Below are 24104 nucleotides of genomic sequence, written 5' to 3' on the forward strand. Positions count from 1 at the left end.
CGCGCCAGCATGCCCAAGACCGCCAGCGCGATCAAGGTCTGCAGCAAGGAAGGACGTTTGAATTTCATGAGACAAGTTTTTCTTGGGTGATTTTGGCCCGACGATGAGCCAGATAGTAGCCTGCCCCAACGACCAGGGCGGCACCAATGATTTTAGCCAGCAGGGAAACCGGCAGTTGCAGGCGATCCAGCCAGGGGGCCAGTACCACGTCTGTGACCAGCATGCCCCCTGCGATCCAGCCCAGCAGGCCTGCGCCCAACGTCACCACCACGGGAAACCGGTCTATCAGACGCAAAACCAGTGTGCTGCCCCAGACGATGATGGGTACGCTCAGCAGCAAGCCGAATATGACGTAAAGCATGCGATGATCGGCGATGGTGTTCTGTGCGGCGGCGGCAATCGCCACCACATTATCCAGGCTCATGACAAAATCCGCGATGATGATGGTCCGCACAGCAGACCAGATCGAGGAAGATTCCCGGATGTTATTGTGGCTGTCAGTCTCCGGCAGCATCAGATGCACTCCGATCCACACCAGCAGCAAGGCGCCCACGATTTTCAGATAGGGAATAGTCAGCAGGGCGAGAGCAAAGGCAATCAGCAACACCCGCAGTGCAATCGCACCCAGCGTGCCCCATAAAATCCCCTGCATTCGGCGCCGAGGGTCCAGCCGCCGGCAAGCCAGCGCAATCACCACCGCGTTGTCGCCACCCAGCAATAGATCGATGACGACGATCTGCAAGACCGCAGCCCAATGCAGCTGTGCCAGACTATCCAATAGCATCACGAATGTCCTGATTCTAAAAACAAAAGCCCGCTAGGCGGGCTTTTGCAAAGAGACCAACAGACGATCAGAAGGTGCACCCTGACGGATGGCCTATTGGCCTCTTGCCAAACCTGCTGTACTTACAGCACGGTCTTTAACAGCTTGCCCATTTCGGACGGATTGCGCGTGGTGCGAATCCCGCAGGCTTCCATGATTTCGAGCTTGGCGTCGGCCGTGTCGGCCCCACCGGAAATCAGGGCACCCGCGTGACCCATGCGCTTGCCCGCCGGCGCAGTGACCCCAGCGATAAAGCCAACCACGGGTTTCTTCATGTTGTCCTTGGCCCATTGTGCCGCATTGACTTCGTCGGGGCCACCGATTTCGCCAATCATGATGACGGCGTCCGTATCCGGATCGTCGTTGAACATCTGCAGCACGTCGATGTGCTTGAGGCCATTGATGGGATCGCCACCAATCCCCACGGCACTGGACTGACCCAGACCGAGTTCGGTGACCTGCCCCACGGCTTCGTAGGTCAGGGTACCCGAGCGGCTGACGATGCCGATACGGCCCTTGCGATGAATATGGCCCGGCATGATGCCGATCTTGATTTCATCGGGCGTGATCAGGCCCGGGCAATTGGGGCCCAGCAGCAGGGTTTTGCGGTTTTCGGCGCGCATCCGGTTGCGAACTTCCAGCATATCGCGCACAGGAATGCCTTCGGTAATGCAAATGGCCAGATCCAGGTCCGCTTCGACGGCTTCCCAGATGGCGGCAGCGGCACCGGCTGGCGGCACATAAATCACAGAGACCGTGGCGCCCGTGGCCTGCGCAGCGTCCTTGACCGAAGCATAGATAGGAATGCCTTCGAAGTCCTGGCCGGCTTTTTTAGGATGCACCCCAGCCACAAAGGCGGCTTGGCCGTTGGCGTATTCACGGCACATACGGGTATGGAACTGACCGGTCTTGCCGGTAATCCCCTGGGTGATGACCTTGGTGTCCTTGTTGATCAGAATCGACATATTTTCTTCCCTGTGATGCTTATTTTGCAGCAGCGACAGCAGCGGTCGCGGCTTCGGCCATGGTGTCAGCGCTGATAATGGGCAGGCCCGAGGCCGCCAGCATTTCCTTGCCTTTTTTCTCGTTGGTGCCGCGCATGCGCACGACCAGCGGCACACTGAGGTTCACCGCCTTGCAAGCAGCAATCACGCCTTCGGCAATCACATCGCAGCGCATGATGCCACCGAAAATATTCACCAAAATAGCCTTGACGCCATCATTTTTGAGCATGATCTTGAAGGCTTCGGTGACTTTTTCAGCCGTGGCGCCACCGCCTACGTCGAGGAAGTTGGCGGGCTCGCCACCAAACAGCTTGATGGTGTCCATGGTGGCCATGGCCAGGCCGGCGCCATTGACCAGGCAGCCGATATTGCCGTCGAGCTGAATATAGGCCAGATCGAACTTGCTGGCTTCGATTTCGGCGGGGTCTTCTTCGTCCAGATCGCGGTATTCAGCAATTTCCGGATGGCGGAACAAGGCATTGGGGTCGAAGTTGAACTTCGCATCCAAGGCCGTGATCTTGCCTTTGCTGTCGCGGTTCAGGGGGTTGATCTCGACCAGCGAAGCATCGGTTTCCATGTAGCAGGTATAGAGCTTCTGGCACACGTCAATGAACTGAGCCACGGAGTCGGCCGGCATGCCAACACCACTGGCCAGTTTTTCACCATCCGCCTGGGTGAAACCCTGCAGGGGATCAACCATGATGGTGATGATTTTTTCCGGCGAGGAATGGGCGACTTCCTCGATGTCCATGCCGCCTTCGCTGGAAGCGATGAAGGCCACTTTTTGTGTGGCGCGGTCGGTCACGGCGGACAGGTAGTATTCCTGCTGAATATCGGCGCCGTCTTCGATGTACAGGCGGCGCACTTTCTGGCCTTCAGGGCCAGTCTGGTGCGTCACCAGCTGCATGCCCAGAATCTGACCGGCCAGGGTCTTGACTTCGTCCAGCGTCTTGGCAACCTTCACGCCACCGCCCTTGCCGCGTCCACCCGCGTGGATCTGCGCCTTGACGACCCAGACAGGTCCCCCCAGTTGTTCGGCAGCCGCGACTGCGTCCTCGACTGAAAACGCGGGAATGCCGCGTGGGACAGTCACGCCAAACTTCTTCAGCAATTCCTTGCCTTGATATTCGTGAATTTTCATGAGTTACCTGTCAGTGAATAAAAAAAGAAAACCAACGGTGGCCCGTTTCGGACCACCGACCCTGGGTAAGGCCCGGACGCCAGGGCGCAGCAAGCCCCTGGTTTTCATGATGTGTCTCCGGGGGGGACATACCAGGATGGATAGTGTTCTCGTACCACGGGACCATCGACGCGCAAGGCGTGACAGCCATCCAGCTGGAACGGGCGCTGATCTGCCGGCAAGCGACGCTGTTGCCCCACCATGGACTGGATGGCAACAGTGGGCAGGACGCTGGTGAGTTCGGTGACGTGCGTGCAGCCGGCTGCGCGGCCAAAGCGTTCGCGCACCTGATGGCGAAATTGTTTGAGCAGATTCAAGCCGATCAAGCGGCGATAGTCGGGCGCAATCGCGCTGCAAAAATCGCCATAGGGCGCAGCATCGTAAGCCACCTGGGCGTCAGTGATCGTCAGCTGTGTATCGATCGTGACCCGCAGGTGCATGTGGTGGATGGGCGCACCAGCCGGATGGACCTCGCCACTGCGCAAGGGGAAGTCGTAGGCCTTGGTGTCTATGAGTTCAGCATCCAGATCCCAGAGGCCATCTTCGCGGGAATAGGCCTGGACGCGGATCGACCGCGTATGCATGGGTTGACGAGGACACGCCGGCTCGGACAAGGGCATGAGCTTAGAAAGCCTGAAAATTATTTAATCTTTCGATTATACCGTGCATAAGCATTTGCTTATGTGCCAACGGCCCGGCTCCCCCGATTGGGGGAAGCGGGCCGCGCACAGCGCCAGGCCTGCGGGCGGGAATCAGGCGGCTTGGCGCAAGGCCTGTGCCGCGTGCACCATGGACTCCAGTGCAGCCCGTGTTTCGGGCCAGCCACGGGTCTTCAGGCCGCAATCCGGATTGACCCACAGACGCTCGGCCGGCAAGCGCTGGGCTGCCTTATGCATCAAGTCGATCATCCATTCTTGCTTGGGCACGTTGGGCGAATGAATATCGTATACCCCGGGACCGATATCGTTGGGATAGGCGAAGTCCTCGAAGGCGCCCAGCAATTCCATGTTCGAACGCGACGTTTCGATCGTGATCACATCGGCATCCATGGCAGCAATCGCCTGGATGATGTCATTGAACTCCGAATAGCACATATGGGTATGAATCTGGGTGTCGTCCTTGACCCCGCTGGTGCTCAAGCGGAAGCTGTCCACCGCCCAGTCCAGGTAGGTAGCCCAATCGCGACTGCGCAGCGGCAGGCCTTCGCGGAAGGCCGGCTCGTCGATCTGGATCACGGTGATGCCTGCCGCCTCCAGGTCCTGCACCTCGTCGCGCAGCGCCAAGGCGATCTGGCGGCAGGTCTGCTCACGCGGTTGATCATCGCGCACGAAAGACCACTGCAAAATGGTCACCGGACCAGTCAGCATGCCCTTGACAGGTTTATCCGTCAGCGACTGGGCGTAGGCCGACCACGCCACGGTCATCGGGGCCAAACGGGCCACATCGCCAAAAATCAACGGCGGTTTGACGCAGCGGGAACCGTAGCTCTGCACCCAGCCAAAAGCCGTGAAGGCAAAGCCGGCCAGCAGTTCGCCGAAATATTCCACCATGTCGTTGCGTTCCGGCTCACCGTGCACCAGCACATCCAGGCCGATTTCTTCTTGGAAACGGACCACACGTTCGATTTCCTCGCGGATGGCTTTCTCGTAGGCGGCGTCACCCAGCGACCCGGCCCGCCAGTCTCGACGCAAGCTGCGGATCTCGGTGGTCTGCGGGAAAGACCCGATCGTGGTGGTGGGATACGGCGGCAGATCCAGGCGTTGCTGCTGGGCCTGAATGCGCTGGGCAAAAGGGGTGCGATCCCGACTGATTTGTGCAGCACCGGCCAGGCGCTGCGCCACGTCCTGCCGATGAATACGCGGCGAACTGGCCCGATTGCTGACGGCCCGGCGTGCTTCTTCGAATGCCTGATTATCCGCTGCGCTGGCTGTCCCATCCACGGCAGCACGCAATAGACGCAATTCATCCAACTTCTGGATGGCAAACGACAACCAACTGCGCAACTCTGCGTCCAAGCCCGTTTCCAGGGCCAAATCGATGGGTGAGTGCAACAAAGAGCAAGACGGCGCCAACCACAAACGCGCCCCCAAGACCTGTACCGCGGCCTGGATCTGCGTCTGAATCCGCTCCAGGTCGGCCCGCCAAACGTTGCGCCCGTCGATGACCCCCAGCGACAGCACCTGATCCGCACGGACGGCGCTCAGCACCGCATCCAACTGGGTCGGCGCACGCACCAGATCAATATGCAGGCCCTGCACCGGCAAGGCGCGGATCGTGTCCAGATTTGCTTCAACCCCACCAAAATACGTCGTCAGCAAAAGCTTGGGGCCTTGGGTGGACAGGCGTTGATAAACCTGAGCGTATGCCTGTTGCCAGGCGGCCGGCAGATCAAGCACCAAAACAGGCTCGTCCACCTGCACCCAATCCACACCCTGGGCGGCCAGGCGCTGCAGCACCTGCTCATAGACGGGCAGCAGCGCATCCAGCAAATCCAATTTGGCGGCATCTGCCACGCCATCGGCAAAAGCATCACCCTTCCCCAGCCACAGCCAGGTCAGGGGGCCGGGAATCACGGGTCGTGCCTGATAACCCAGGGCCTGGGCTTCCGCCACCTGCTCGAACAGGGCTTCGTTGGCGATCCGGTAAGTCTGGCCCGGATGCAGTTCGGGCACAATATAGTGATAGTTGGTATCGAACCATTTGGTCATTTCGCAAGCTGCTGCAGGCGTGCCCGAAGGCGCACGGCCACGCGCCATCCGAAACAGGGTATCCAGTGCCACGGGCGCATCGTCGGGCTGACCAAAACGGGCGGGTACGGCACCCAGCAAAGTCGTCCACTCCAAAATCTGGTCATACCAGGCAAAATCCCCCACTGGCACCCATTGCAAGCCAGCCTGGGCCTGGGCCGCCCAGTGGCGCGCCCGCAATTCACGCCCGGTCGCCAGCAGGCTGGCTTGATCGACCTTGCCTGCCCAATAGGCTTCTTGTGCCCGTTTCAGTTCGCGCGCTGCCCCAACACGCGGAAAACCAAGATTATGAATAATTGTCATGCTGTGCCCCTGTTAATATTAATACTACTCAATGAACAGTATTGTGCACGGAAGCACGCCGAATAAAAAATCAAATCACACACTTATTACATGAGAAATATTCATGCTAGAGATTCGACACCTGGAAACCTTGCTGGCGATTCGGGACGGGGGCAGCCTGCAAGAAGCCGCTGAGCGCCTGTACGTCACCCAGTCCGCCCTATCCCACCAACTGCGCGACCTGGAAGTCCGCCTGAAGACTCCTTTGCTGAATCGCCGCACCCGCCCTGCCCGCCTGACCACCGCCGGGCTGCGCCTGGTGGCGCTGGCAGAAGATGTCTTGCCCCGTGTGCGCGCCGCCGAACTGGAGCTGCGTCGCCTGTCTGCCGGGCACGCAGGGCGGCTGCACGTGGCCATCGATTGCCACTCGTGCTTTCAGTGGCTGATGCCGACGCTGGACGCCTTTCGTAAAGACTGGCCCGAAAGTCTCGCTGGACCTGTCCGCCGCATTTTCGTTCGCGCCCTTGCCTGCCCTCACCCGAGGCGATCTGGATGTGGTGATCACGTCCGATCCGGAAACACTGGACGGCGTGCTGTATACGCCTTTGTTTTCCTACGAGTTAGTCCTGGCGGTATCCAGCCAAGGGCCGCTGGGCACAGCCCAGGAGATCAGGCCAGAGGATCTGGCCGAACAAGTGTTGATTACCTATCCGGTGGATCGCAGCCGACTGGATATCTTCACGACGTTTCTGGACCCGGTTGGCATCGAGCCCACAGCGATTCGCACCGCCGAGTTGACCCCGATGATTGTGCAATTGGTGGCCAGCGGCCGAGGGGTGGCCGCGCTACCCAGTTGGGCGTTGGATGAATACAAAAACCTGCCCGGTCTGCGCATCTGCCGCCTGGGCGGCGGCATCTGGCGGACCTTGCAGGCAGGCAACCGGGCGGAAGATGCCGAAACGCCTTATATGCAAGCGTTTCTGGAGCAGGCCAGAAAGATTTGTTTCGAGACTCTGCCTGGTATCCGGCATGCTGTCGGCTAATCAGAGGGCAGCCGCCCCCTAGTGATCTGATCGGCCCGACAGCAGGCGGCTGATGACATCGCCTGAAAAGCCGCGCCCCGCCAAAAACCGATACTGGCGGGCGTAGTCCCGAGCGTCCAGGGGCGGCGCCGCAAATTTTTTTTGCCAGACATCCTGTGCACGGGAAAATTCGGTGGCTTGCAGGGTGTCCTGGATGTCGGCCAACTGAGTGTCATCCAGCCCCTGCTGGCGCAAGGCGCCCAGGATACGTCGCGTGCCCTGACGGGCGGCAGTACGGTGCGCATACGCCTGGGCATAGCGCTGGTCGGACTGCCAGTGGTCTTTTTCCAGGGCGTCCAATACGGCTTGGATGGCGTCGGAATCATCGGAATAGGCAGAGAGTTTTTGCTGCAGCTCCAGGCGCGAGTGCTCGCGCCTGGAGAGATAGGCGATGGCCCTGGCCTTCAGGCTGGGGCCTGGGCGGCCCGGCTTATTCTGCATCCGCAACCGGGGCGGAACCTGCGTCCGCAGGTGCAGGTGCGGTGGGCCGACCGGGAGCGGGCTCGGCACGCAGGGTGACACCGTGCTGTTCGCGGACCTTGTTTTCGATTTCAAAGGCGAGATCGGGATGTTCTTTCAGGTATTCGCGGACATTGTCCTTACCCTGGCCAATGCGGGTGCCTTCGTAGCTATACCAGGCACCGGCCTTGTCGACGAAGCCGGCCTGTACCCCCAGATCGATGATTTCGCCCTCGCGGGAGATGCCCATGCCGTACATGATGTCGAATTCGACCTGTTTGAAAGGAGGCGCCACCTTGTTTTTGACGACTTTGACGCGGGTTTCGTTGCCCACGACTTCGTCGCCTTTTTTAATGGCACCGATACGGCGGATATCCAGGCGCACCGACGAATAGAATTTAAGCGCATTGCCCCCCGTGGTGGTTTCCGGATTGCCGAACATCACGCCGATCTTCATGCGGATCTGGTTGATGAAGATCACCATGCAATTGGCGCGCTTGATGTTGGCGGTGAGTTTACGCAGGGCCTGGCTCATGAGGCGGGCCTGCAGACCGGGCAGGGAATCCCCCATGTCGCCTTCGATTTCGGCCTTTGGAACCAACGCCGCGACCGAATCGATGACGATGAGGTCGACCGACCCGGAGCGCACCAGGGCATCGGTGATTTCAAGGGCCTGTTCGCCGGTGTCGGGCTGGGAAATCAGCAGGTCTTCGAGGCTGACCCCGAGGCGCGAGGCATACTGGACGTCGAGCGCGTGTTCGGCGTCGACAAAAGCGCAGGTGCCGCCGATTTTTTGCATTTCAGCGATGACCTGAAGCGTCAGCGTCGTCTTGCCGGAGGATTCCGGGCCGTAGACTTCGACGACGCGGCCACGAGGCAAACCACCGACGCCCAGGGCGATATCCAGCCCCAGCGAGCCGGTGGATACCACCTGAATATCGTGTTCGATCTGGTTATCGCCATAACGCATGATCGAGCCTTTGCCAAACTGCTTTTCGATTTGCGACAGCGCGGCGGCAAGCGCTTTGGCACGTTCAGGGTTGGCCTTGCCGGTGCGTTCGTCCATGGAGGGGTTCCTTTTTTTCGGGGGAGATTTAAATGCGGTCATAGGGAAATTATGGCATTAAATTATACTGTATAAATCAACAGTTGTGCTGGACTTGTCCCAGTCTTTGCCAATCCATGGGCCAGTATCCTTCCTTTATCGCCATCGTTAACCCTAAATGACGCTGGGTGACACCCATGAGACAATCAGCAACATCCGGGTGACTAGCACTTTCTTCCCCTGGCCACCATCTCCCATACCCTGGATGTCATTCCCGCCATGCGTATCCTGATTGCCGAGGACGACAGTATTCTTGCGGATGGACTGTCCCGATCGCTGCGCTACGACGGCTATGCCGTGGATGTAGTCCACGACGGGTCCAGCGCTGATTCCGCCTTGCAACTGCAAAGCTTCGACCTATTGATTTTAGACTTGGGCCTGCCCAAGCTGAACGGCCTGTCCGTGCTGCGTAAATTACGCCAGCGCGGCACTCCCCTGCCCGTGCTGATCCTGACCGCAGCCGATTCCATCGAACAGCGCGTCGAAGGCCTGGACCTGGGTGCCGATGACTATATGTCCAAGCCCTTTGCACTCACTGAACTCGAAGCCCGGGTGCGTGCCTTGATCCGCCGCCACGGGGGCGGGCGCGCTTCGACCCTGCGCCATGGCCGCCTGGCCTTTGACCTGAATGGCCGCATCGCCACCATCGACGACGCTCCCCTCGAACTCTCTGCCCGCGAAACCAGCCTGCTGGAAATCTTTCTATCGCGCAGCGGCCGCATGATCAGCAAACACCAGCTCGTCGACTTGCTGTGCGAATGGGGCGAAGAAGTCACCACCAATGCCATCGAGGTCTATATTCATCGCCTGCGCAAAAAAATCGAGCCCGCCGACATTCATATTCTGACGGTGCGCGGCCTGGGATATTGCCTAGAGCCAGAAGGCCGCAGCCGAGTGGCCGACGCCGCTGCCGTGGGTTGATGCCATCCATGTTTGCCAACCGGAACCCGGCAAACAAATCACGGCCCAGGCGCCACACAACGCTATTGGGCCGCATTTTGTTGTGGATGATTGTGCCGCTGTTCGTCCTTTGGTCGGTTGGCATCGTCATCACCTATTTTATTTCCCTGAATATCGCCAATTCGCCCTACGACCGCACGCTGGCCAGCCACCTGCGCCTGCTGCGCCACGAGGTCGAGCAACAGCGCCTGAAACAGGGCGTTGTCCTATCCGAGTCCGCCCGCACCGTGCTGACGGGCAACACCGAGGACACCCCCGCCACCTGGCAGATCCTGGACGCCAATGGCCATCTGATCGCGGGCGACGCCAGCATCCCCACCCCCCAGAACTGGACGTATGACATTGACCAGATCCGCTATCGCAACGCCACGCTGAACCACCGCGCTATCCGCATCGCCTATATATGGGGCGGGCGCGACCGTGACGGCACGGGATTTTTGACTGTCGTGGCCGAATCCGCCGAAGCCCGCGCCACCTTGCAGCAAGAAATTCTGACCGGGATGCTGACACCGCAACTGATTATTTTGCCGCTGGCGGCCATGCTGGCCGGACTGGGTTTGACTCAGGGCCTGGAGCCCCTGAGCCTGCTGCAAGAACATATGCGACGACGCAAACCCAGCGACCTGTCCCCGATCCGCGACGACCTGGCCCCCGCCGAAATCGTGCCGCTGATTTCTGCCATGAACAACGTGCTGCAACGCCTGGCGGCCTCGATCGAGTCCCAGCGGCGCTTTGTGGCCAACGCGGCGCATCAGCTTAAAACCCCATTGGCGGGCATCCGCACCCAATGCGAAATCGCGCTGCGCGAGCACGAACCCACCCGCATGCGCGATAGTTTGCAACAATTGATTACGGGTTCGCAACGCGCCACCCGGCTGGTCAACCAACTACTCTTGCTGGCCCGTGCCGAGTCCCTGGACCCGACCCAGTCCCGCACGACTGAACAACTGGACTTGAATACCCTGGCCGCAGAAACCACCAGCAACTGGGTCGCCAATGCGATCAAGCATGACATCGATCTGGGCTTTGAATCGTCCGATCAGCCGCTCCCCATCTTCGGCAACCGCACCATGGTGCAAGAACTACTGAACAACCTGATCGACAATGCCCTGATCTATACCCCGGCTGGCGGCCAAGTCACCGTCCGCGTCCTGGCCGATGGCGACCAGCGTATCTGCCTGGAGGTCCAGGACACCGGGCCTGGCATTCATCCTGACGAGCAAACCCAGGTCTTTGATCGCTTCTATCGAATATTAGGCCAACAAGCCGAAGGCAGCGGACTGGGTCTGGCCATCGTGCGCGAAGTCGCCGACCACCATCAGGCCACCATCGCGTTCCTGCCACCCGGCAACCACAGCGATCCCACCAGCGCCGGGACCCGCTTGCGCATATCCTTCCCACGCGACCAGATCCCCAGGACCCGCACATGAAATCCAGCTCTTTCATGATGTCTGACCCCAACGATAACGAGCGCCGCCCCATGACCCACGAAGAACGCCGGGTCATCCTGGCGTCCTCCATGGGCACAGTCTTTGAATGGTATGACTTTTATATTTACGGCTCGCTGGCAGCCATCATCGCCCAGCACTTTTTCTCCGGGGTCAACCCCACCGCCGGCTTTATCTTTGCATTGCTGACATTTGCCGCCGGCTTTGCCGTGCGGCCTTTTGGCGCCTTGGTGTTTGGCCGTCTGGGCGATATGGTGGGACGCAAATACGCCTTTGTCGTCTCCATCCTGATCATGGGGCTCTCCACTTTTCTGGTGGGGGTGCTGCCCTCATCGGCCTCCATCGGCACAGCCGCTCCCCTGATCCTATTGCTGCTGCGACTGCTGCAGGGCCTGGCGCTGGGGGGGGGAATACGGCGGGGCTGCGGTCTATGTGGCCGAACACGCGCCCAACCACCGCCGCGGATTTTTTACCAGTTGGATACAGACGACTGCCACCACCGGCATGTTTCTGTCCTTGGTGGTGGTGTTGGGCACCCGCGCCACCCTGGGCAACGAGGCCTTTGAAGCCTGGGGCTGGCGGGTGCCATTCCTGATTTCTGTGCTGCTGCTGGTGATTTCCGTCTGGATTCGGCTGCGGCTGCACGAATCCCCGGCCTTTACCCGCATGAAATCCGAAGGCCTGGTGTCCCGCGCGCCCATCAAGGAAGCCTTTGGCCGCAGGCGCAATCTGCGATTGATTCTGCTGGCCCTGATCGGCCTGACGGCTGGTCAGGCAGTCGTCTGGTATACCGGACAGTTCTATGCCCTGTATTTCCTGACCGAAGCCCTGGGGGTGAACGCCAATATCGCCAATGTGCTGGTGGCCATGTCGCTGCTGCTGGCCTGTCCGTTTTTTCTGGTGTTCGGCGCCCTGTCCGACCGCATTGGGCGCAAGCCCATCATCATGGCCGGCTGCCTGATTGCCTGCCTGACGTACTTCCCGGTCTTCAAGGGCCTGACCCACTATGCCAACCCTGCGCTGGAACGCGCCCAGCAAAACGCCCCCGTCTATGTGGTCGCCGACCCGAATAACTGCGTCTTGCAGTTCAACCCCATCGGCACGGCATTGTTCACCAGTTCTTGCGATCTCCTGAAGGGCTTCATGGCCTCTCATTCGGTCCATTACGTCAACCAGCCAGCGCCTGACGGCACGGTTGCCTATGCCTTGGTCGGCACTCAGCGGATCGATTCCTTCGAAGGCACAGACTTATCGCGAGCGGAATTTGCCGAACGCAGCACCGAGCTACAAGCGGCGCTGACCTACGCAGTGCGCAGCCACGGCTACCCCGCCTATGCCGATCCATCCCAGATCAACTACATCATGGTGCTGGCGCTGCTGTTTTTCCTGGTGCTGCTGGTCACCATGGTGTACGGCCCCATCGCCGCCATGCTGGTCGAGATGTTTCCTACCCGCATCCGCTATACCTCCATGAGCGTCCCCTATCATATCGGCAATGGCTGGTTCGGAGGATTCCTGCCGCCGGTGGCTTTTGCCACCGTGGCCACCACCGGCAATATGTATGACGGCCTGTGGTATCCCATCATTGTTTGCGTCATGACCCTGGTGGTGGGCACGTTGTTTGTGCGCGAGACGCGCCACAATGACCTGGACGCCCCCTAGAGGCCCCGCACGCGCCCTACCGCAAACTCACCAAAACCATCGCGTACAATCAAGGCCCTTCTTATCCTTGCCTGACCTGACACGACCATGTGGTTCAAGAATCTCAAGCTCTACCGCCTTGCCCCCGATGTCCAACTGACGATGTCCGATCTGGAAGCCGCCCTGGAGCCCCTGGCCTTTCGCCCCGGCAGCAGCCAGGATAGCCAGACCTCGGGCTGGATGCCGCCGCGCGATGACAGCGGCCTGGTCTACGGACAGCACGGCCAGTTCCTGCTGCGCCTGCAAACCGAAAAAAAACTGCTGCCCACCACTGTGATCAATCAGGCCAGCAAAGCCCGCGCCATCCAGATTGAAGAACAGCAGGGCTACAAGCCCGGGCGCAAGCAAATGAAGGAAATCAAGGAACAAATGACGATGGAGCTGCTGCCCCGCGCCTTTGTCATTGCCCACGATACCCGGGCCTGGATCGACACAGTCAACCGCTGGGTCGCGATTGACGCGGCAGCCACCGCCCGCAGCGACGAGATCCTGGGCCTGCTGGCCAAGACCATGACTCCGTTTCCCATCGTGCCGCTGCACGTCGAGATGTCACCCGCCGCCGCCATGACGCTATGGCTCAGCGAAAATGAAGCCCCGGCAGGGTTCACCATCGATCAGGACACAGAACTGCGCTCGACGGGCGAGTCGCGCGCCACCGTGCGCTATGTGCGCCAAAGCGTGGATGCCGACGAAGTACGCCGCCACATCGAAGCGGGCAAGCAATGCACCCGCCTGGCCATGACCTGGAACGACCGCGTATCCTTTGTGCTGACGGACAACCTGGACATCAAGCGGGTCGCCCCGCTGGATATCCTGAAGGAACACCAGGACGCCCAGGCCGCCAATGAAGCCGAGCAATTCGACGCCGATTTCGCCCTGATGACGGGCGAACTGGCCCGCATGCTGAATGACCTCGTGACGGTGCTGGGCGAAAAAGCCTAGTCCATCCCGTGAAACACACTGTCATCCGGTCCGATGTGCGAAGGCGGCGCCCAGGTCACATCCCGCAATGAATGCTGCACCAGGCCTTCTACGCCTAGCAGCACCGCAAAAATCGCCATCCGGACCGGAATGCCATTATCGGCCTGGCGAAAGATCGCCAGACGGGAATCATGGTTCAAGTCGGTGCTGAGATCATGGGCGCCTTCGCGGCTGTCGCGCGGCAAGGGATGCATGACGATCACATCCGGCCCGCAGCAAGCGTCCACGATGGCCCGATTGACCTGGAACTCGGCCGAATAGCCTTCCAGGCTCTCGCCGCTGAAGCGCTCTTTTTGTACCCGCGTAGCATAAATCACATCCGCGCCTTTCAGGCCGGTTGCCAGATCATGCGTCTGCTCGATGACGTGACCGTTCTTGGCCGCCTTTTCCAGCAGGTGTTCCGGCATTTCCAGGCCCGGCGGTGAAATCAGGGTGAATTTCAACCCCCGGTACAGGGCCAGCAGCTTGATCAGCGAATGCACAGTGCGGCCATACTTCAGGTCGCCCGTCATGGCGATATGCGCACCATCCAGCAGTTTTCCCAGGCGGGAAAACTCGGTCAAAATCGTGTAGAGATCCAGCAAGGCCTGGCTAGGGTGTTCGCCTGCGCCATCACCGCCGTTGACCACGGGAATATTGGTGGCTGCGGCAAATTCGGCTACCGAGCCCTTATCGGGATGGCGGATCACCATGGCATCCACATAGCCGCTCATGACACGGCTGGTGTCATAAATGGATTCGCCCTTCGCCATAGAGGAAAAAGTAAAGCCCGTGGTATCGCACACCGAGCCTCCCAAGCGGCAAAACGCAGCCCCGAAGCTGACCCGGGTGCGGGTGCTGGCCTCGAAGAACAGGTTCCCCAGCACGGCCCCCTCAAGGACTCGGGAAACCTTTTGACGCCGTGCAATCGGCTGCATCAGATCGGCCACCCGAAACAAATCCTCGACGGATTCGCGGCTGAACTGATCGACGGACAGCAACTGATGTTTATTATCGACTGCAATCCGATCCCGCAAAGAACCAGATTGTGCGCTTTGCGCATATTTTTCCAGCAAGGCCCCGTTTTCGACGATTTCAGTGACGAAGCGCGAGACTACTTCGGGCATGCTGCGGGCCTCCTGGGATTCCTCCGGCAGCAGCCAGGTGTCCAAGGCGCGGCGTTTTACCCCGATCCGTGCGGCAAACACGTCCCGGGTCAGGTTGAGGCGACGCATGGCATCACGCAGAAAGACTTGTTGAGAGACTGCCATCATAGGCTCCATATACGCAATGCGTAGATTTTTACCGATAGCATGGACATCAGGCAAGTAAAATCATCGCCTAATTTGCACAGTCAACAAAAAAGCAACGATTCAGCCGCGCCGCCGCCAACCTAGGGCACACCGGCCACCGACCTGGCGGCAACCTCGGCGTTATGCACCGAGCCCACCGCAAAGGCAAGCTTCTGTGCGTGGATGGGTGCGGCATACGTAGGGGCAGCCAACATCATTTTCCCCACCACCAAGGCCAGGCGCAAGCCAGGATTGGCCGCCGTGACAGTACGCAGTTTTTCCAGCCCAGCATCCGTCAGGATCAGCACCAGCAAACCACCGCCAGCCTGGTCAGTGGCGGATTGAATGCCCATCAGATCGCTACGGTCAATAATGGCGTCCGTCCGTACATACAATATGCCCTTGGGCTGCAAAGGGACGGGCGTCCAGCCCGGCCGGGCCTTGCTATCGGCCAGGAATACCCGCAGATCCACAGCCTCTCGGGTGTTTTCCAGGGACTGGATGGGGCCGACCTGAGTCGAGCCCTGCACTGCGGATGTGCCCAGGGGGGATTGATTTCCTTTTTCTGGCGCAGGGGCCTGCGACATGAGGGCGGATGGCGTCTGGCAGGCGGCCAAGGCACCCAGCAGCAAAACCACCAGAGCAAGACGTGCGCTTTGAGGGAGACGCGGCATCGTGACGTCCTTTTAAGGTTCCATGAGCCCCGATGATGACATATTTCCGAACATAGGGCCGCCAGCCCGCACCGTCACCCCCGCACGATCCAGACGCTGACCTTGCAGGTCCTGCAGTTCAAAAACATAATGCCCCGGCCTGGGCACCCAATCAGGGACAGATCCCACGCCATACAACACCCCGTCCAGCAGCCAGCGCACCTGGCTCACCGGGCGCGACAGGGCATCCACGGCACGCAGCGGCATCCGCTGGCGACTCATCGGAATATCCGGGTCCAGCGCCAGCACCGTTCCATCCACCGGCTGGGCAATCCGGGCACGACCAGGCGGCGAAGCAGGCGGCATAAAAACCGCCTGGGCCGTATCCCCCAGAAAAAACTCCGTGCGATCAGGCTCTATCCCGGCCCCAAAATGCACGGGCTGCGTCACCACGTCAGCCGGTATCGCAGGCTGCCCCCTCTCACTCGAGAGTTGGGACTGCGCCAGCCATTCCATCAGGTCATGCCAAATCGGCCCGGCTCCGCTGACCCCCGAGACTTGGCGCATGCTGGCCCCGGCGCTATTGCCCACCCAGACCCCGACCGTATGGTGCGCTGACCAGCCCAGGCACCAGTTGTCGCGCATATCCCGGCTGGTGCCGGTCTTGACCGCAGACCAGATGCGCGTGGACAGTGGACTGTCCAGGCCAAAGGTCCGCGCGCGCGCCTGGCGATCCGACAAAATGTCCCCGACAATCCAGGCGGCTCCGGGCGTGAACAAGGGCAGCCCGGTCTGTCGACCAGCCTGATGCGTATCTACCCAGGAAACCGGCGCGTATTCGCCGCCTCGCGCCAATGCCCGGTAGGCATTGCTCAGCGACAATAAGGTCACATCCGCCGACCCCAAGGCCAAGCTATAGCCATAGTAGTCACCGGCATGCACCAAGGGCAGACCCAAGGCCGTCAGACGCTGCGTCAGCACATCCGGCCCCACCATCAGCAGGGTACGCACTGCCGGGATGTTCAACGACGACGCCAACGCCGTCCGTACACTGACCCAGCCACTGAAGCGATGGTCATAGTTATCCGGCACATATAATCCCCCACCCACAGCAAGATCCAGCGGACGATCATCCAGCAAAGAAGCGGCCGTCAGCCGCTGCTGATCCAGCGCCAGGGCATAGAGAAAGGGTTTCAGCGTGGAGCCCGCCTGGCGCAAGGCCTGGGCATGGTCCACCTGGGCCGCATCCGACAAGCCACCGGACGAGCCGACATAGGCCAGCACCTCTCCAGTGCGATTATCCAGCACCACCACGGCGGCATCGGTCACCCCGGTGCCGCGCAATTCCAGCAAGTGCCGCCGCACAGACGCCACCGCCAAAGCCTGCAAATCCGCATTCAGGCTGGTCTGCAGATCCCCGCGCCGCGGAACCTGCCCGGCTGCCAACAAGGCACGCGCCCAATGCGGGGCCAGCCCAGGCGCATCAAACCGCCTGGACTGCGCACGCGCCAGCGCCACGCGGATGAAATCCCGTAAATTGCTGCACTCCTCGGGGCGCCCCAAATCCTGCAGCAAAGCGCAACTGCGCCGCGCCAGCAGCGGAACACTGGCATTTGGGCCACGCAGCAAGACCGCCGCCAGCACGGATTCTTTGAGTGTCAGGCCAGAGGCCTGCTTCTGGAACATGACGCGGGCCAAGGCATCCACCCCAACCAGCTCGCCGCGATAGGCAGCCAGATTGAGATAGGCCTCCAGGATTTGAGGTTTGGTCCAATCGGTCTCCAACTGGCGGGCGGCTTGCATCTGGTCCCATTTTTGCCCAAAGCCCCGTCCCCCCGGACCACGCTGCAGGGCGGGATCCAGCATCGCGGCCAGCTGCATGCTCAGGGTCGAGGCCCCACGCTGCCCATCGCCCCACACAAATGACCAGGCCGCGGCGGCACTGGCCATCCAGTCTACCCCCGCGTGTTCATAGAAGCGATGGTCCTCGGAGCGCACGACGGCATGCTGCAGCGCCACTGAAACATCGGACAAGGCCAGCCAATCCCCCCGGCGAGCCGAATAATCCGTGCGTATCCGCTGGATGACAGAACCGTTCGTCGCCAGCACACGCACATCGGAAGGCTGCCAGGCTGCCACCACGGCGGCATAGGCCGGAATCTCGGTCCTAATCTGGAGCAAATCGTCAGGCGCTGCGGGCTGCCCGGCTGCCGCCAGGGGCATCAGGGCCTGGGCGGGGGCACCTGGGAGCCCCAACAGCATCGCAAGGCACAAGGCCAGACGCTGGGCCGCCCGACCACAAATCCACCGCATATTCATCAATCCGGCTGCACGACAAAAGCGCCGTTAGGCAGGCTGCCAAACACATCCGGCTGGTACAAGGCCTCTACCCGAGTGGGTGGAAGCTGGTAATCCCCCGGCACATTGATGCGCACCGTGTACTCCAGCACCTGGACACCAGCATCCAGCACCTCGTAGTAGGCGCGATACATGCCTGCATCGCGCTCGATATAGGTCGGACGATCCCAATACGACTGGTCTGCGGATTCGCCCTGAGTAGCAATCAGGGAGTCCCCCCCCCAGGCCACCACCCAGAATCGTGGCACCGGCTGGCACTGGATCGCTGATGACCGCCCAGACAGTCGCTTCCCGACTATGAATACGTAACTGCACCCGATAGATATCACCCACCGACCAGCGTCCAGGCTGCGCCTGGGACACCGGCACCATGCGGCGTTCCAGCCGCATGCCGGCATCCACCGGCTTGGTCTGAGGAATGGCGGCGCGGGCAGTCACCGTGGCCCAGCCGCTACCCTCGCCCTGCTGCTGCAATTCGACTGTGCCTTGGCCCGCCTGCGGCCAAGGCAGGTCCACCGACTGGTGGCGCACCCCGGCGGTCTCGGGCATCTCGGCCCACCTCAACTGCTGGGCAGCCTGCGGGGCCAGATGCACCCTGACAGTCCCTTGGCCCGCCAGGGACTCGATACCCTGAGCGGTCTGATTCACCGCCAGCACCCCAAGCACATTGGCGCTGGTGGTGGTCCAGGCCCCCTGTTGCTGCAGGGACAACAAGCCCGTCAGCAGGCGCGAAACATCTGCCTTCCAGGACGGGCGCTGCAGCACGGCCAGCAGCAATCGCGCCTGGGCAGTGGCGGCGTTGCTCATCAGCCACCAACCGCTATCGGCGCTGTCATCGGCAACCACCAGCGTCGTGCCATGCCGCCGCAGCCGCGCCCGCAATACCGCATCCGTCTGCGCCAGTAAGGCCTGGCGATCAGCCAACTGGGGCACATGCTGCAAAATCGACAGCCAGGTCACCACCGCCGCCGTGGGCCAATCACTGACATCCAGCGCAAAACTATCCAGCATGCCTGGCTGCCAGGCATCCGCCAGGGCCAGTGCGTTGATGGCAATCAGCTTGCGCCAGAAAAGATCCTGTACCGGCGCCCAGGCATTTTCGTCAAGCTGCCCCAGGACAAAGTCCTGCAGGGCCGACAACATGGATTCCCGTGCCTGATCGGGCAAGGCCAGCGGCCAGCCCAAGGCCTGGGCATAGGTCGAGATTTCCAGCAATTGCGCCGTCAGCACCACATTGCCCTGCCCACCCGGAAAATACGACAACAGGCCGGAGTCAGTCTGGTACGCGGACAGGCGCTGCATCAAATCACGCCAAGCGGCGGCATCCTGCATCCCGATGGCCTTGGCACTGAGCTGTTCGACGCAAGTATAGGGATAGGCGGCCAGCCAGTCGTGCACCCCCGGCAAGGTGCCGGCCAAGCTGGACTGCAGGGCGATTTGTACGCCGCCCCGTGCTGTACCCTGAGCGTCCGTCAGGGCCACCGCCGACGCATCGACCGGCAGCAACTGGGGCACACCGGACACCAGCTGCAGCAAAGTGGCCTGGCGCACCGCCACCGGCACTGCGGCCTGCAGTTGCTGGGTGACCCGGATGCGATCCGTTACCTGTGCACCGGTCCGGGTCCGGGCCGAAAAGGCCCAATGCAAGGGTTCGCTATCCTGCCGACCCGACAGCAAAGGCGCGGTCACTGGCCATGCCACCGTCGCGGAAGCCCCCGCCGCCAGATCCAGGGATTGGTCCGCCAAGGCCTGCGGCGCCTGCGCATCCGCCTGCATCTGTGCCGAGACCGTCAGCGCCAGCGGTGCGTTGGTGCGATTATGGACCGTGGCCTGCGCCTGGTACTGATCGCGCTCGCGAATGACCTGCGGCAGACCGGAGATGACTTGCAGATCCTGGGTGCTGACAATGCTGATCGCCCCTGTGCCGAACTGCCCCTGGCCATGATCCACGACAGCCACCAGCCGGAACCGGCTGATGGAATCATTCAGCGGCACCTGGATGCTGGCCTGTCCCTGCTCGTCCAGGGTCAGATCGCCACGCCACAGCAGCAGCGTATCAAAGAGTTCCCGGGTCGCGCCAAAGCCGCCACCGCCACCCGCCGACACGGCCTTGCGGCCATAATGGCGCCGTCCCACCACCTGCCCCAGGCTGGTCGCGGTATAAACGCCCTCGTCGCGTTCAACCCGCATGGCTTGCAACAAATCCCAGCTGGGGTTATCCATCAGGGACAGCAAGGCCTCGTCCACCGCCGCAAATGCCACACTGGCGCCGGCTGCCGGTTGACCATCAGGCAGGGTCGCCCGGATACGGACCTGTGCCTGCTCACGCACCTGATATTGCTCCCGATCCGCATCGAGCTGCACCTGCAAATGGTCTGACTCGTCACTGACCCGGATCTGCGTCAAGCCGAAACGGAAGGACGGTTTTGCCAAATCCACCAAGCCGGTGGGCGCCGGCACCTGATCCACCTGGTCGGCACGCGCCTGAGCCCAGGCCAAGGGATGGCGCCAACCCCAGTCGAAAAACGACGCCCAGGGGATTTCGCGGATACGCCCCCGCACGGCCAGCACCGACACATAAACATTGGGCCCCCAGCCGGGCTGCACCGGCAAACGCACCACCGGCTGATCGCCATCCAGCGTGACCACATGGGTTTCCAGCACGCCCTCGCGTTCTACGGCCACCAGCGCCTGGGCCTGGCGAAACGGCATCCGCACGGTGAATTCCGCAATCTCGCCCGGCCGGTAGCTGGCCTGTGAAGGAATGATGTCGATACGGTCATCATCGCCCCCGGCAAACCAGTTCTCGCCGCCCCACACCCAGATAGAGCTGGCTGCCTGAGAAATCCGACCCTGGGCGTCCTGCGCCTGGGCCATCAAGCGGATTTCTCCGTCGCGGTCCAGATCAATCGGACAGGACAACAAGCCTTCGGCATCGGTCTTGCCCTGGCACAAAGTGCCCAGCGAAGCCAGCTGTTCGTGATTGTCGTAGGTGTAAAACCCGCCTACCAGGCGCTTGCGCGTGGAATATGTCGTGCGTACCTGACCATCCAGCTGCACGGGCACACCGGCCTGGGGCTTGCCCTGGGCATTCACGGCCAACAAGCGGACTGTGGCAGTCTCGCCGCGCGACATCCAGCGGCCTGTCTGCAAACCCACCACCACCGCCGAAGGCCAGACTTGCGAGGTCTGGGAAACCGTCTGGATTTCACCATTGGGATCGGCAAACGAGGCCTCGAACAGCCAGGTCTGAGGCGTCTGAACTATGGGCAGTTGATCAAGATCGACCTGCGCCCTGCCCTGCGTATCCAGCTTTAGCGGGCGCTTGTCCACAATCAAGCGCCGCACATTGTCCGTCACCGTTTCTTCATCGTCCTGCGCGGCATCAGGCACCCCGAAACGGTAGTTGGAATAATCCACGAAATCAGGCACCAGCGGCTGCGCAACTGCCGACAAAGTAGCATCCAGATCACGCGCCGGGCCACCAGACAGCCAAGCCAGCTGCAAGTCAGCCTGAATCTGCGTCGGCGCAATCAGGGGATCGGCCAACTGATCGCCCTTCGCCAGGGCTTGATCGCCAGCAGGCAGTATTTTCAGCGAGCCAGTCAACAAGGGAAGCTTGAAGGCCTCGACCCGGAAAGACCCCGCCGACAGTGTCGGCACCCAGCCACTGTCATCATCCTGGGTTGCTGGCGGTGCCAGCTGGATCGCATATTGTCCCAGGCGCGCCGTGCGCGGGATTGCATAATTCTGCACCGCATACAACCCGCCGGTGGGGCTCAGTTGCCAGACCAGGGGCAGATGCACGACATCGCCCGATCCCTCGTGCACGATATCCACCGTGGCAGGTAGGCAGTCGGTGCGGCCAGCCGTCAGGCAATCCGTGGGCGGATTGTTCAGCCCACGGCTGGTCAAGTCGCGCAAAAACAGCTTCATGGACAAGGTCTCGCCGGCGCGCAATAAAGACCGATCCAGCACCGCATGGGCCACCTGATCAGGCACCGCCGTGCGGCTGGCAGATACATCAAAACGCCAGGGCTGAATGCCCTCGTCCCAACTGGACCAGGCAAAGGAAAAATCAGCCTGCCCATGCGCCGCCGGATGTTCCGCCGCCACGCGGGCCGTGACAAACACCCCGGATTGCCCGGTGCCCTCGCAGTAGTCTTCCACCGGCACTGCACCTTCCGAGTGCCACAGCCCCTGCGCATCGGTCACGCCTTGACGCAGCCTGGTCCCATCGCAACGCAGGATGGCGACTCGCGCATCCGCCACCGGCAGGCCGCTGTCCAGCGCCGTCACCCACACCAGGGCATCCTCCCGGCCAGTCTTGATGTTGACCGCCAAATTGGTCACCAACACGGCCGAGCGCACGTACATGGTCGGATCTGGCTGCTGTTTTGTCACCAGCAAATCCGCACCGAGGCGGGGCGAAGCGACTTCCAGGATGTGCAGACCAGGACTGCTGACCGGCACGCCGATGATCTCGATATCCTTGCCAGCGGCATCCTGCAGCCCCGGCAAAGTCAGCGATTGCGTTGTATTTTGAGGACCGAAGATCGAGCGCGCCCGCACATCGATCAGCGGCTGATTCTGCTCGTCATACTGCATGGGGCGTCCGGCCAGCACATCGGCGAACTGCCGTGCCGTGAGCAGCCCATCCTGCAGGCGCTGAACCTTGGCCAGCCATTGCAGCGCTTGTACGTCGTCCGTCGTGACTTGCTCATTGACCTGTCCAGCGGAAATCAGCAGTTCCTGGGTGCGCAGATCAGGCTCTACCCGACGCAAGGCCAACGGCACCAAGGCCGGCAAGCCCTGAGCAGGCGTACCCTCGGCAAAGCGCTCGATGATGCCAAACGGCCCCGACGCGAACTTGACCAATGGCGGCATGGCCGCAATGGGAATATCCAACGGAAAGCGGTTGGCATTCATCAAAGGCCGCTGAATGTCGTCGTGAAACCCCTGGGGCAGCACCAGGCGCAAAGTAGAATTTTCAGCGAAGGGCGCAGGAAAAGTCAGGTTATAGACCGCCTCAGGGCCAGGACCACCATCACTGGACGCCCGGGCAGCCTTCGGCCCCTGGGAGGTTTCCAATACAACCTGATCCGCCAACGCCCGAGGCACCGGCGTGGAAAAAACCAGATCAATCGGATACAGCGGCGAGCAAGGTGCCTGGGCATTACTGCGCGTGCAGCTCATGGTGGCCTGAAACGGCGCCTGAACCTTGAAATCCTGCGCCAGCACCGTACTGCCGACTACCCCTGGCTGCTTGCCGATATCCGGGGTTTTAACCCCTGGCCCCACCACCAACCGCACCTGGGCGGCGGATGGCAAGAGGCGCTTGCATTGCAGCAAGGCTACTTGGGAGTCCTGATCCGCATCCCGGAGACCGATGGCATGCAGGATCTGGCTGCGCGCATCACCCTGGACCAAGCGCATCGGGACGGATTCGCCCAGCCCCTGGACTTCGCAATGCGCGTGTTCAATCAGAGAGCGATCATCGATCGGGGCATTGAAGCGCAGTACAAACACCTGGTCTTCGGTGATTTCATCACCCCAGGGGCGCACCAGGCGCGCCCTGGGTCCATCCGTCGTAAAGTGGTAATCCTGGGCGCGCGTCAAGGGCTGCCCCCGCAGATCGCGGAAATCCGGATTCGGCTCTGCCTGGCAGGAGATGGCCCCCGACAAGGGGCGCTGAAAGTTATAGACCCAGTGCTGCGGGTCCACCCATCGACCCGAGCCAGCCACCGCCCCGCTGTCGCATTGAATCAGGTATGGATCACGCGCCAGGTCATCACCCAGCGCAATCGCCGGCGCATCAAAATCCACCTGAACCTGCTGAATGCGCGCCATTGCACCCTGCGGGGTAAAACCCACGACCTGGGCCGCAGAGGCCAACGCAACCCAGCACCAAGCCAGGCTCATCAACATAAGACGAATTGAAGTCAGGCGCATAATCGGTATCCGGCTGAATAGATAGGTGAACGGCCTCACCCCATGGGCGCGACAGCCCATCGTCTGGTGATGCAGGCAGGTTACCATCCCCCGGTCAC

The 24104-nt window shown here is 61.2% G+C and carries 14 protein-coding genes and 3 pseudogenes; 5 read left to right on the forward strand and 12 right to left on the reverse strand.

Annotated elements, in window-relative coordinates; translation table 11 throughout:
• Positions 1-64 precede the first annotated feature (64 nt).
• The 5 genes from VDP81_RS00700 to metE all read right to left on the reverse strand — a co-directional run bounded on the left by VDP81_RS00700 (position 65) and on the right by metE (position 6057).
• Positions 65-784, reverse strand: a complete 720-nt coding sequence (locus VDP81_RS00700; protein WP_322994890.1) for a TerC family protein — start codon at positions 782-784, stop codon at positions 65-67.
• A 122-nt stretch (positions 785-906) separates the two neighbouring features.
• The gene (gene sucD, locus VDP81_RS00705; protein WP_322994889.1) at positions 907-1788 is read right to left on the reverse strand and encodes a succinate--CoA ligase subunit alpha; all 882 of its coding nucleotides are present in this window, start codon (positions 1786-1788) and stop codon (positions 907-909) included.
• A gap of 19 nt (positions 1789-1807) precedes the next feature.
• Positions 1808-2968, reverse strand: coding sequence for an ADP-forming succinate--CoA ligase subunit beta (sucC, locus tag VDP81_RS00710; RefSeq protein WP_322994888.1), 1161 nt, complete (start codon positions 2966-2968; stop codon positions 1808-1810).
• A gap of 104 nt (positions 2969-3072) precedes the next feature.
• Entirely contained in the window at positions 3073-3627 is a 555-nt protein-coding gene (locus VDP81_RS00715) for a DUF2889 domain-containing protein (RefSeq protein WP_322994887.1), read from the reverse strand.
• Positions 3628-3759: 132 nt separating this feature from the next.
• Positions 3760-6057 (reverse strand): 5-methyltetrahydropteroyltriglutamate--homocysteine S-methyltransferase, encoded by a 2298-nt coding sequence (metE, locus tag VDP81_RS00720; RefSeq protein ID WP_322994886.1) that lies wholly within the window; start codon positions 6055-6057, stop codon positions 3760-3762.
• A 103-nt stretch (positions 6058-6160) separates the two neighbouring features.
• Here metE and VDP81_RS00725 point away from each other — a divergent pair.
• Positions 6161-7079 (forward strand): annotated as a pseudogene (locus VDP81_RS00725) (LysR substrate-binding domain-containing protein).
• An 18-nt stretch (positions 7080-7097) separates the two neighbouring features.
• On the opposite strand, the gene recX reads toward VDP81_RS00725, so the two are convergent.
• Positions 7098-7559 carry a recombination regulator RecX gene (gene recX, locus VDP81_RS00730; RefSeq protein WP_323011264.1) on the reverse strand — a complete coding sequence of 154 codons (462 nt, stop codon included), beginning with the start codon at positions 7557-7559 and terminating at the stop codon, positions 7098-7100.
• Positions 7549-8643: a recombinase RecA gene (gene recA, locus VDP81_RS00735; protein ID WP_322994883.1), complete on the reverse strand. Its 1095-nt coding sequence runs from the start codon at positions 8641-8643 to the stop codon at positions 7549-7551. Before recA ends, recX begins: the two co-directional genes overlap by 11 nt.
• 258 nt (positions 8644-8901) lie before the next feature.
• Here recA and VDP81_RS00740 point away from each other — a divergent pair, with 258 nt between their 5' ends.
• From VDP81_RS00740 to VDP81_RS00755, 4 genes and pseudogenes are all read left to right on the forward strand, one after another.
• Positions 8902-9603, forward strand: a complete 702-nt coding sequence (locus tag VDP81_RS00740; RefSeq protein ID WP_322994882.1) for a response regulator transcription factor — start codon at positions 8902-8904, stop codon at positions 9601-9603.
• 8 nt (positions 9604-9611) lie between these two features.
• Positions 9612-11072 carry a sensor histidine kinase gene (locus VDP81_RS00745; RefSeq protein ID WP_322994881.1) on the forward strand — a complete coding sequence of 487 codons (1461 nt, stop codon included), beginning with the start codon at positions 9612-9614 and terminating at the stop codon, positions 11070-11072.
• 50 nt (positions 11073-11122) lie between these two features.
• A pseudogene (locus VDP81_RS00750) lies at positions 11123-12752 on the forward strand (MFS transporter).
• An 87-nt stretch (positions 12753-12839) separates the two neighbouring features.
• Entirely contained in the window at positions 12840-13733 is an 894-nt protein-coding gene (locus tag VDP81_RS00755; RefSeq protein ID WP_322994880.1) for a recombination-associated protein RdgC, read from the forward strand.
• Here VDP81_RS00755 and VDP81_RS00760 read toward each other — a convergent pair.
• The 5 genes and pseudogenes from VDP81_RS00760 to VDP81_RS00775 all read right to left on the reverse strand — a co-directional run.
• Complete coding sequence (locus VDP81_RS00760; protein ID WP_322995368.1) at positions 13730-15022, reverse strand: aspartate carbamoyltransferase; 1293 nt, start codon at positions 15020-15022, stop codon at positions 13730-13732. The two genes, VDP81_RS00755 and VDP81_RS00760, sit on opposite strands and share 4 nt — an antisense overlap.
• A 122-nt stretch (positions 15023-15144) precedes the next feature.
• Positions 15145-15717 (reverse strand): hypothetical protein, encoded by a 573-nt coding sequence (locus VDP81_RS00765; protein ID WP_322994879.1) that lies wholly within the window; start codon positions 15715-15717, stop codon positions 15145-15147.
• 12 nt (positions 15718-15729) lie between these two features.
• The gene (pbpC, locus tag VDP81_RS00770) at positions 15730-18009 is read right to left on the reverse strand and encodes a penicillin-binding protein 1C (RefSeq protein WP_323011265.1); all 2280 of its coding nucleotides are present in this window, start codon (positions 18007-18009) and stop codon (positions 15730-15732) included.
• A 5-nt stretch (positions 18010-18014) separates the two neighbouring features.
• Complete coding sequence (locus tag VDP81_RS15310; RefSeq protein ID WP_416233235.1) at positions 18015-18452, reverse strand: hypothetical protein; 438 nt, start codon at positions 18450-18452, stop codon at positions 18015-18017.
• Positions 18453-19851: 1399 nt separating this feature from the next.
• Positions 19852-24093 (reverse strand): annotated as a pseudogene (locus tag VDP81_RS00775) (MG2 domain-containing protein); the annotation flags it as partial.
• Positions 24094-24104 lie beyond the last annotated feature (11 nt).

Source organism: Castellaniella sp., from assembly GCF_034675845.1.
In the GTDB taxonomy this organism is placed as follows: Bacteria; Pseudomonadota; Gammaproteobacteria; order Burkholderiales; family Burkholderiaceae_B; genus Castellaniella.

Bases quoted from the DNA above. Each gene is read 5' to 3' on its own strand.
- pbpC (WP_323011265.1), bottom strand. From the start codon at position 18,009: ATGCGGTGGATTTGTGGTCGGGCGGCCCAGCGTCTGGCCTTGTGCCTT.
- VDP81_RS00760 (WP_322995368.1), bottom strand. From the start codon at position 15,022: ATGGCAGTCTCTCAACAAGTCTTTCTGCGTGATGCCATGCGTCGCCTC.
- VDP81_RS00755 (WP_322994880.1), top strand. From the start codon at position 12,840: ATGTGGTTCAAGAATCTCAAGCTCTACCGCCTTGCCCCCGATGTCCAA.
- VDP81_RS00745 (WP_322994881.1), top strand. From the start codon at position 9,612: ATGTTTGCCAACCGGAACCCGGCAAACAAATCACGGCCCAGGCGCCAC.
- metE (WP_322994886.1), bottom strand. From the start codon at position 6,057: ATGACAATTATTCATAATCTTGGTTTTCCGCGTGTTGGGGCAGCGCGC.
- sucD (WP_322994889.1), bottom strand. From the start codon at position 1,788: ATGTCGATTCTGATCAACAAGGACACCAAGGTCATCACCCAGGGGATT.
- VDP81_RS00740 (WP_322994882.1), top strand. From the start codon at position 8,902: ATGCGTATCCTGATTGCCGAGGACGACAGTATTCTTGCGGATGGACTG.
- VDP81_RS00765 (WP_322994879.1), bottom strand. From the start codon at position 15,717: ATGCCGCGTCTCCCTCAAAGCGCACGTCTTGCTCTGGTGGTTTTGCTG.
- VDP81_RS00715 (WP_322994887.1), bottom strand. From the start codon at position 3,627: ATGCCCTTGTCCGAGCCGGCGTGTCCTCGTCAACCCATGCATACGCGG.
- sucC (WP_322994888.1), bottom strand. From the start codon at position 2,968: ATGAAAATTCACGAATATCAAGGCAAGGAATTGCTGAAGAAGTTTGGC.
- recX (WP_323011264.1), bottom strand. From the start codon at position 7,559: ATGCAGAATAAGCCGGGCCGCCCAGGCCCCAGCCTGAAGGCCAGGGCC.
- recA (WP_322994883.1), bottom strand. From the start codon at position 8,643: ATGGACGAACGCACCGGCAAGGCCAACCCTGAACGTGCCAAAGCGCTT.
- VDP81_RS00700 (WP_322994890.1), bottom strand. From the start codon at position 784: ATGCTATTGGATAGTCTGGCACAGCTGCATTGGGCTGCGGTCTTGCAG.
- VDP81_RS15310 (WP_416233235.1), bottom strand. From the start codon at position 18,452: ATGCCGGCATGCGGCTGGAACGCCGCATGGTGCCGGTGTCCCAGGCGC.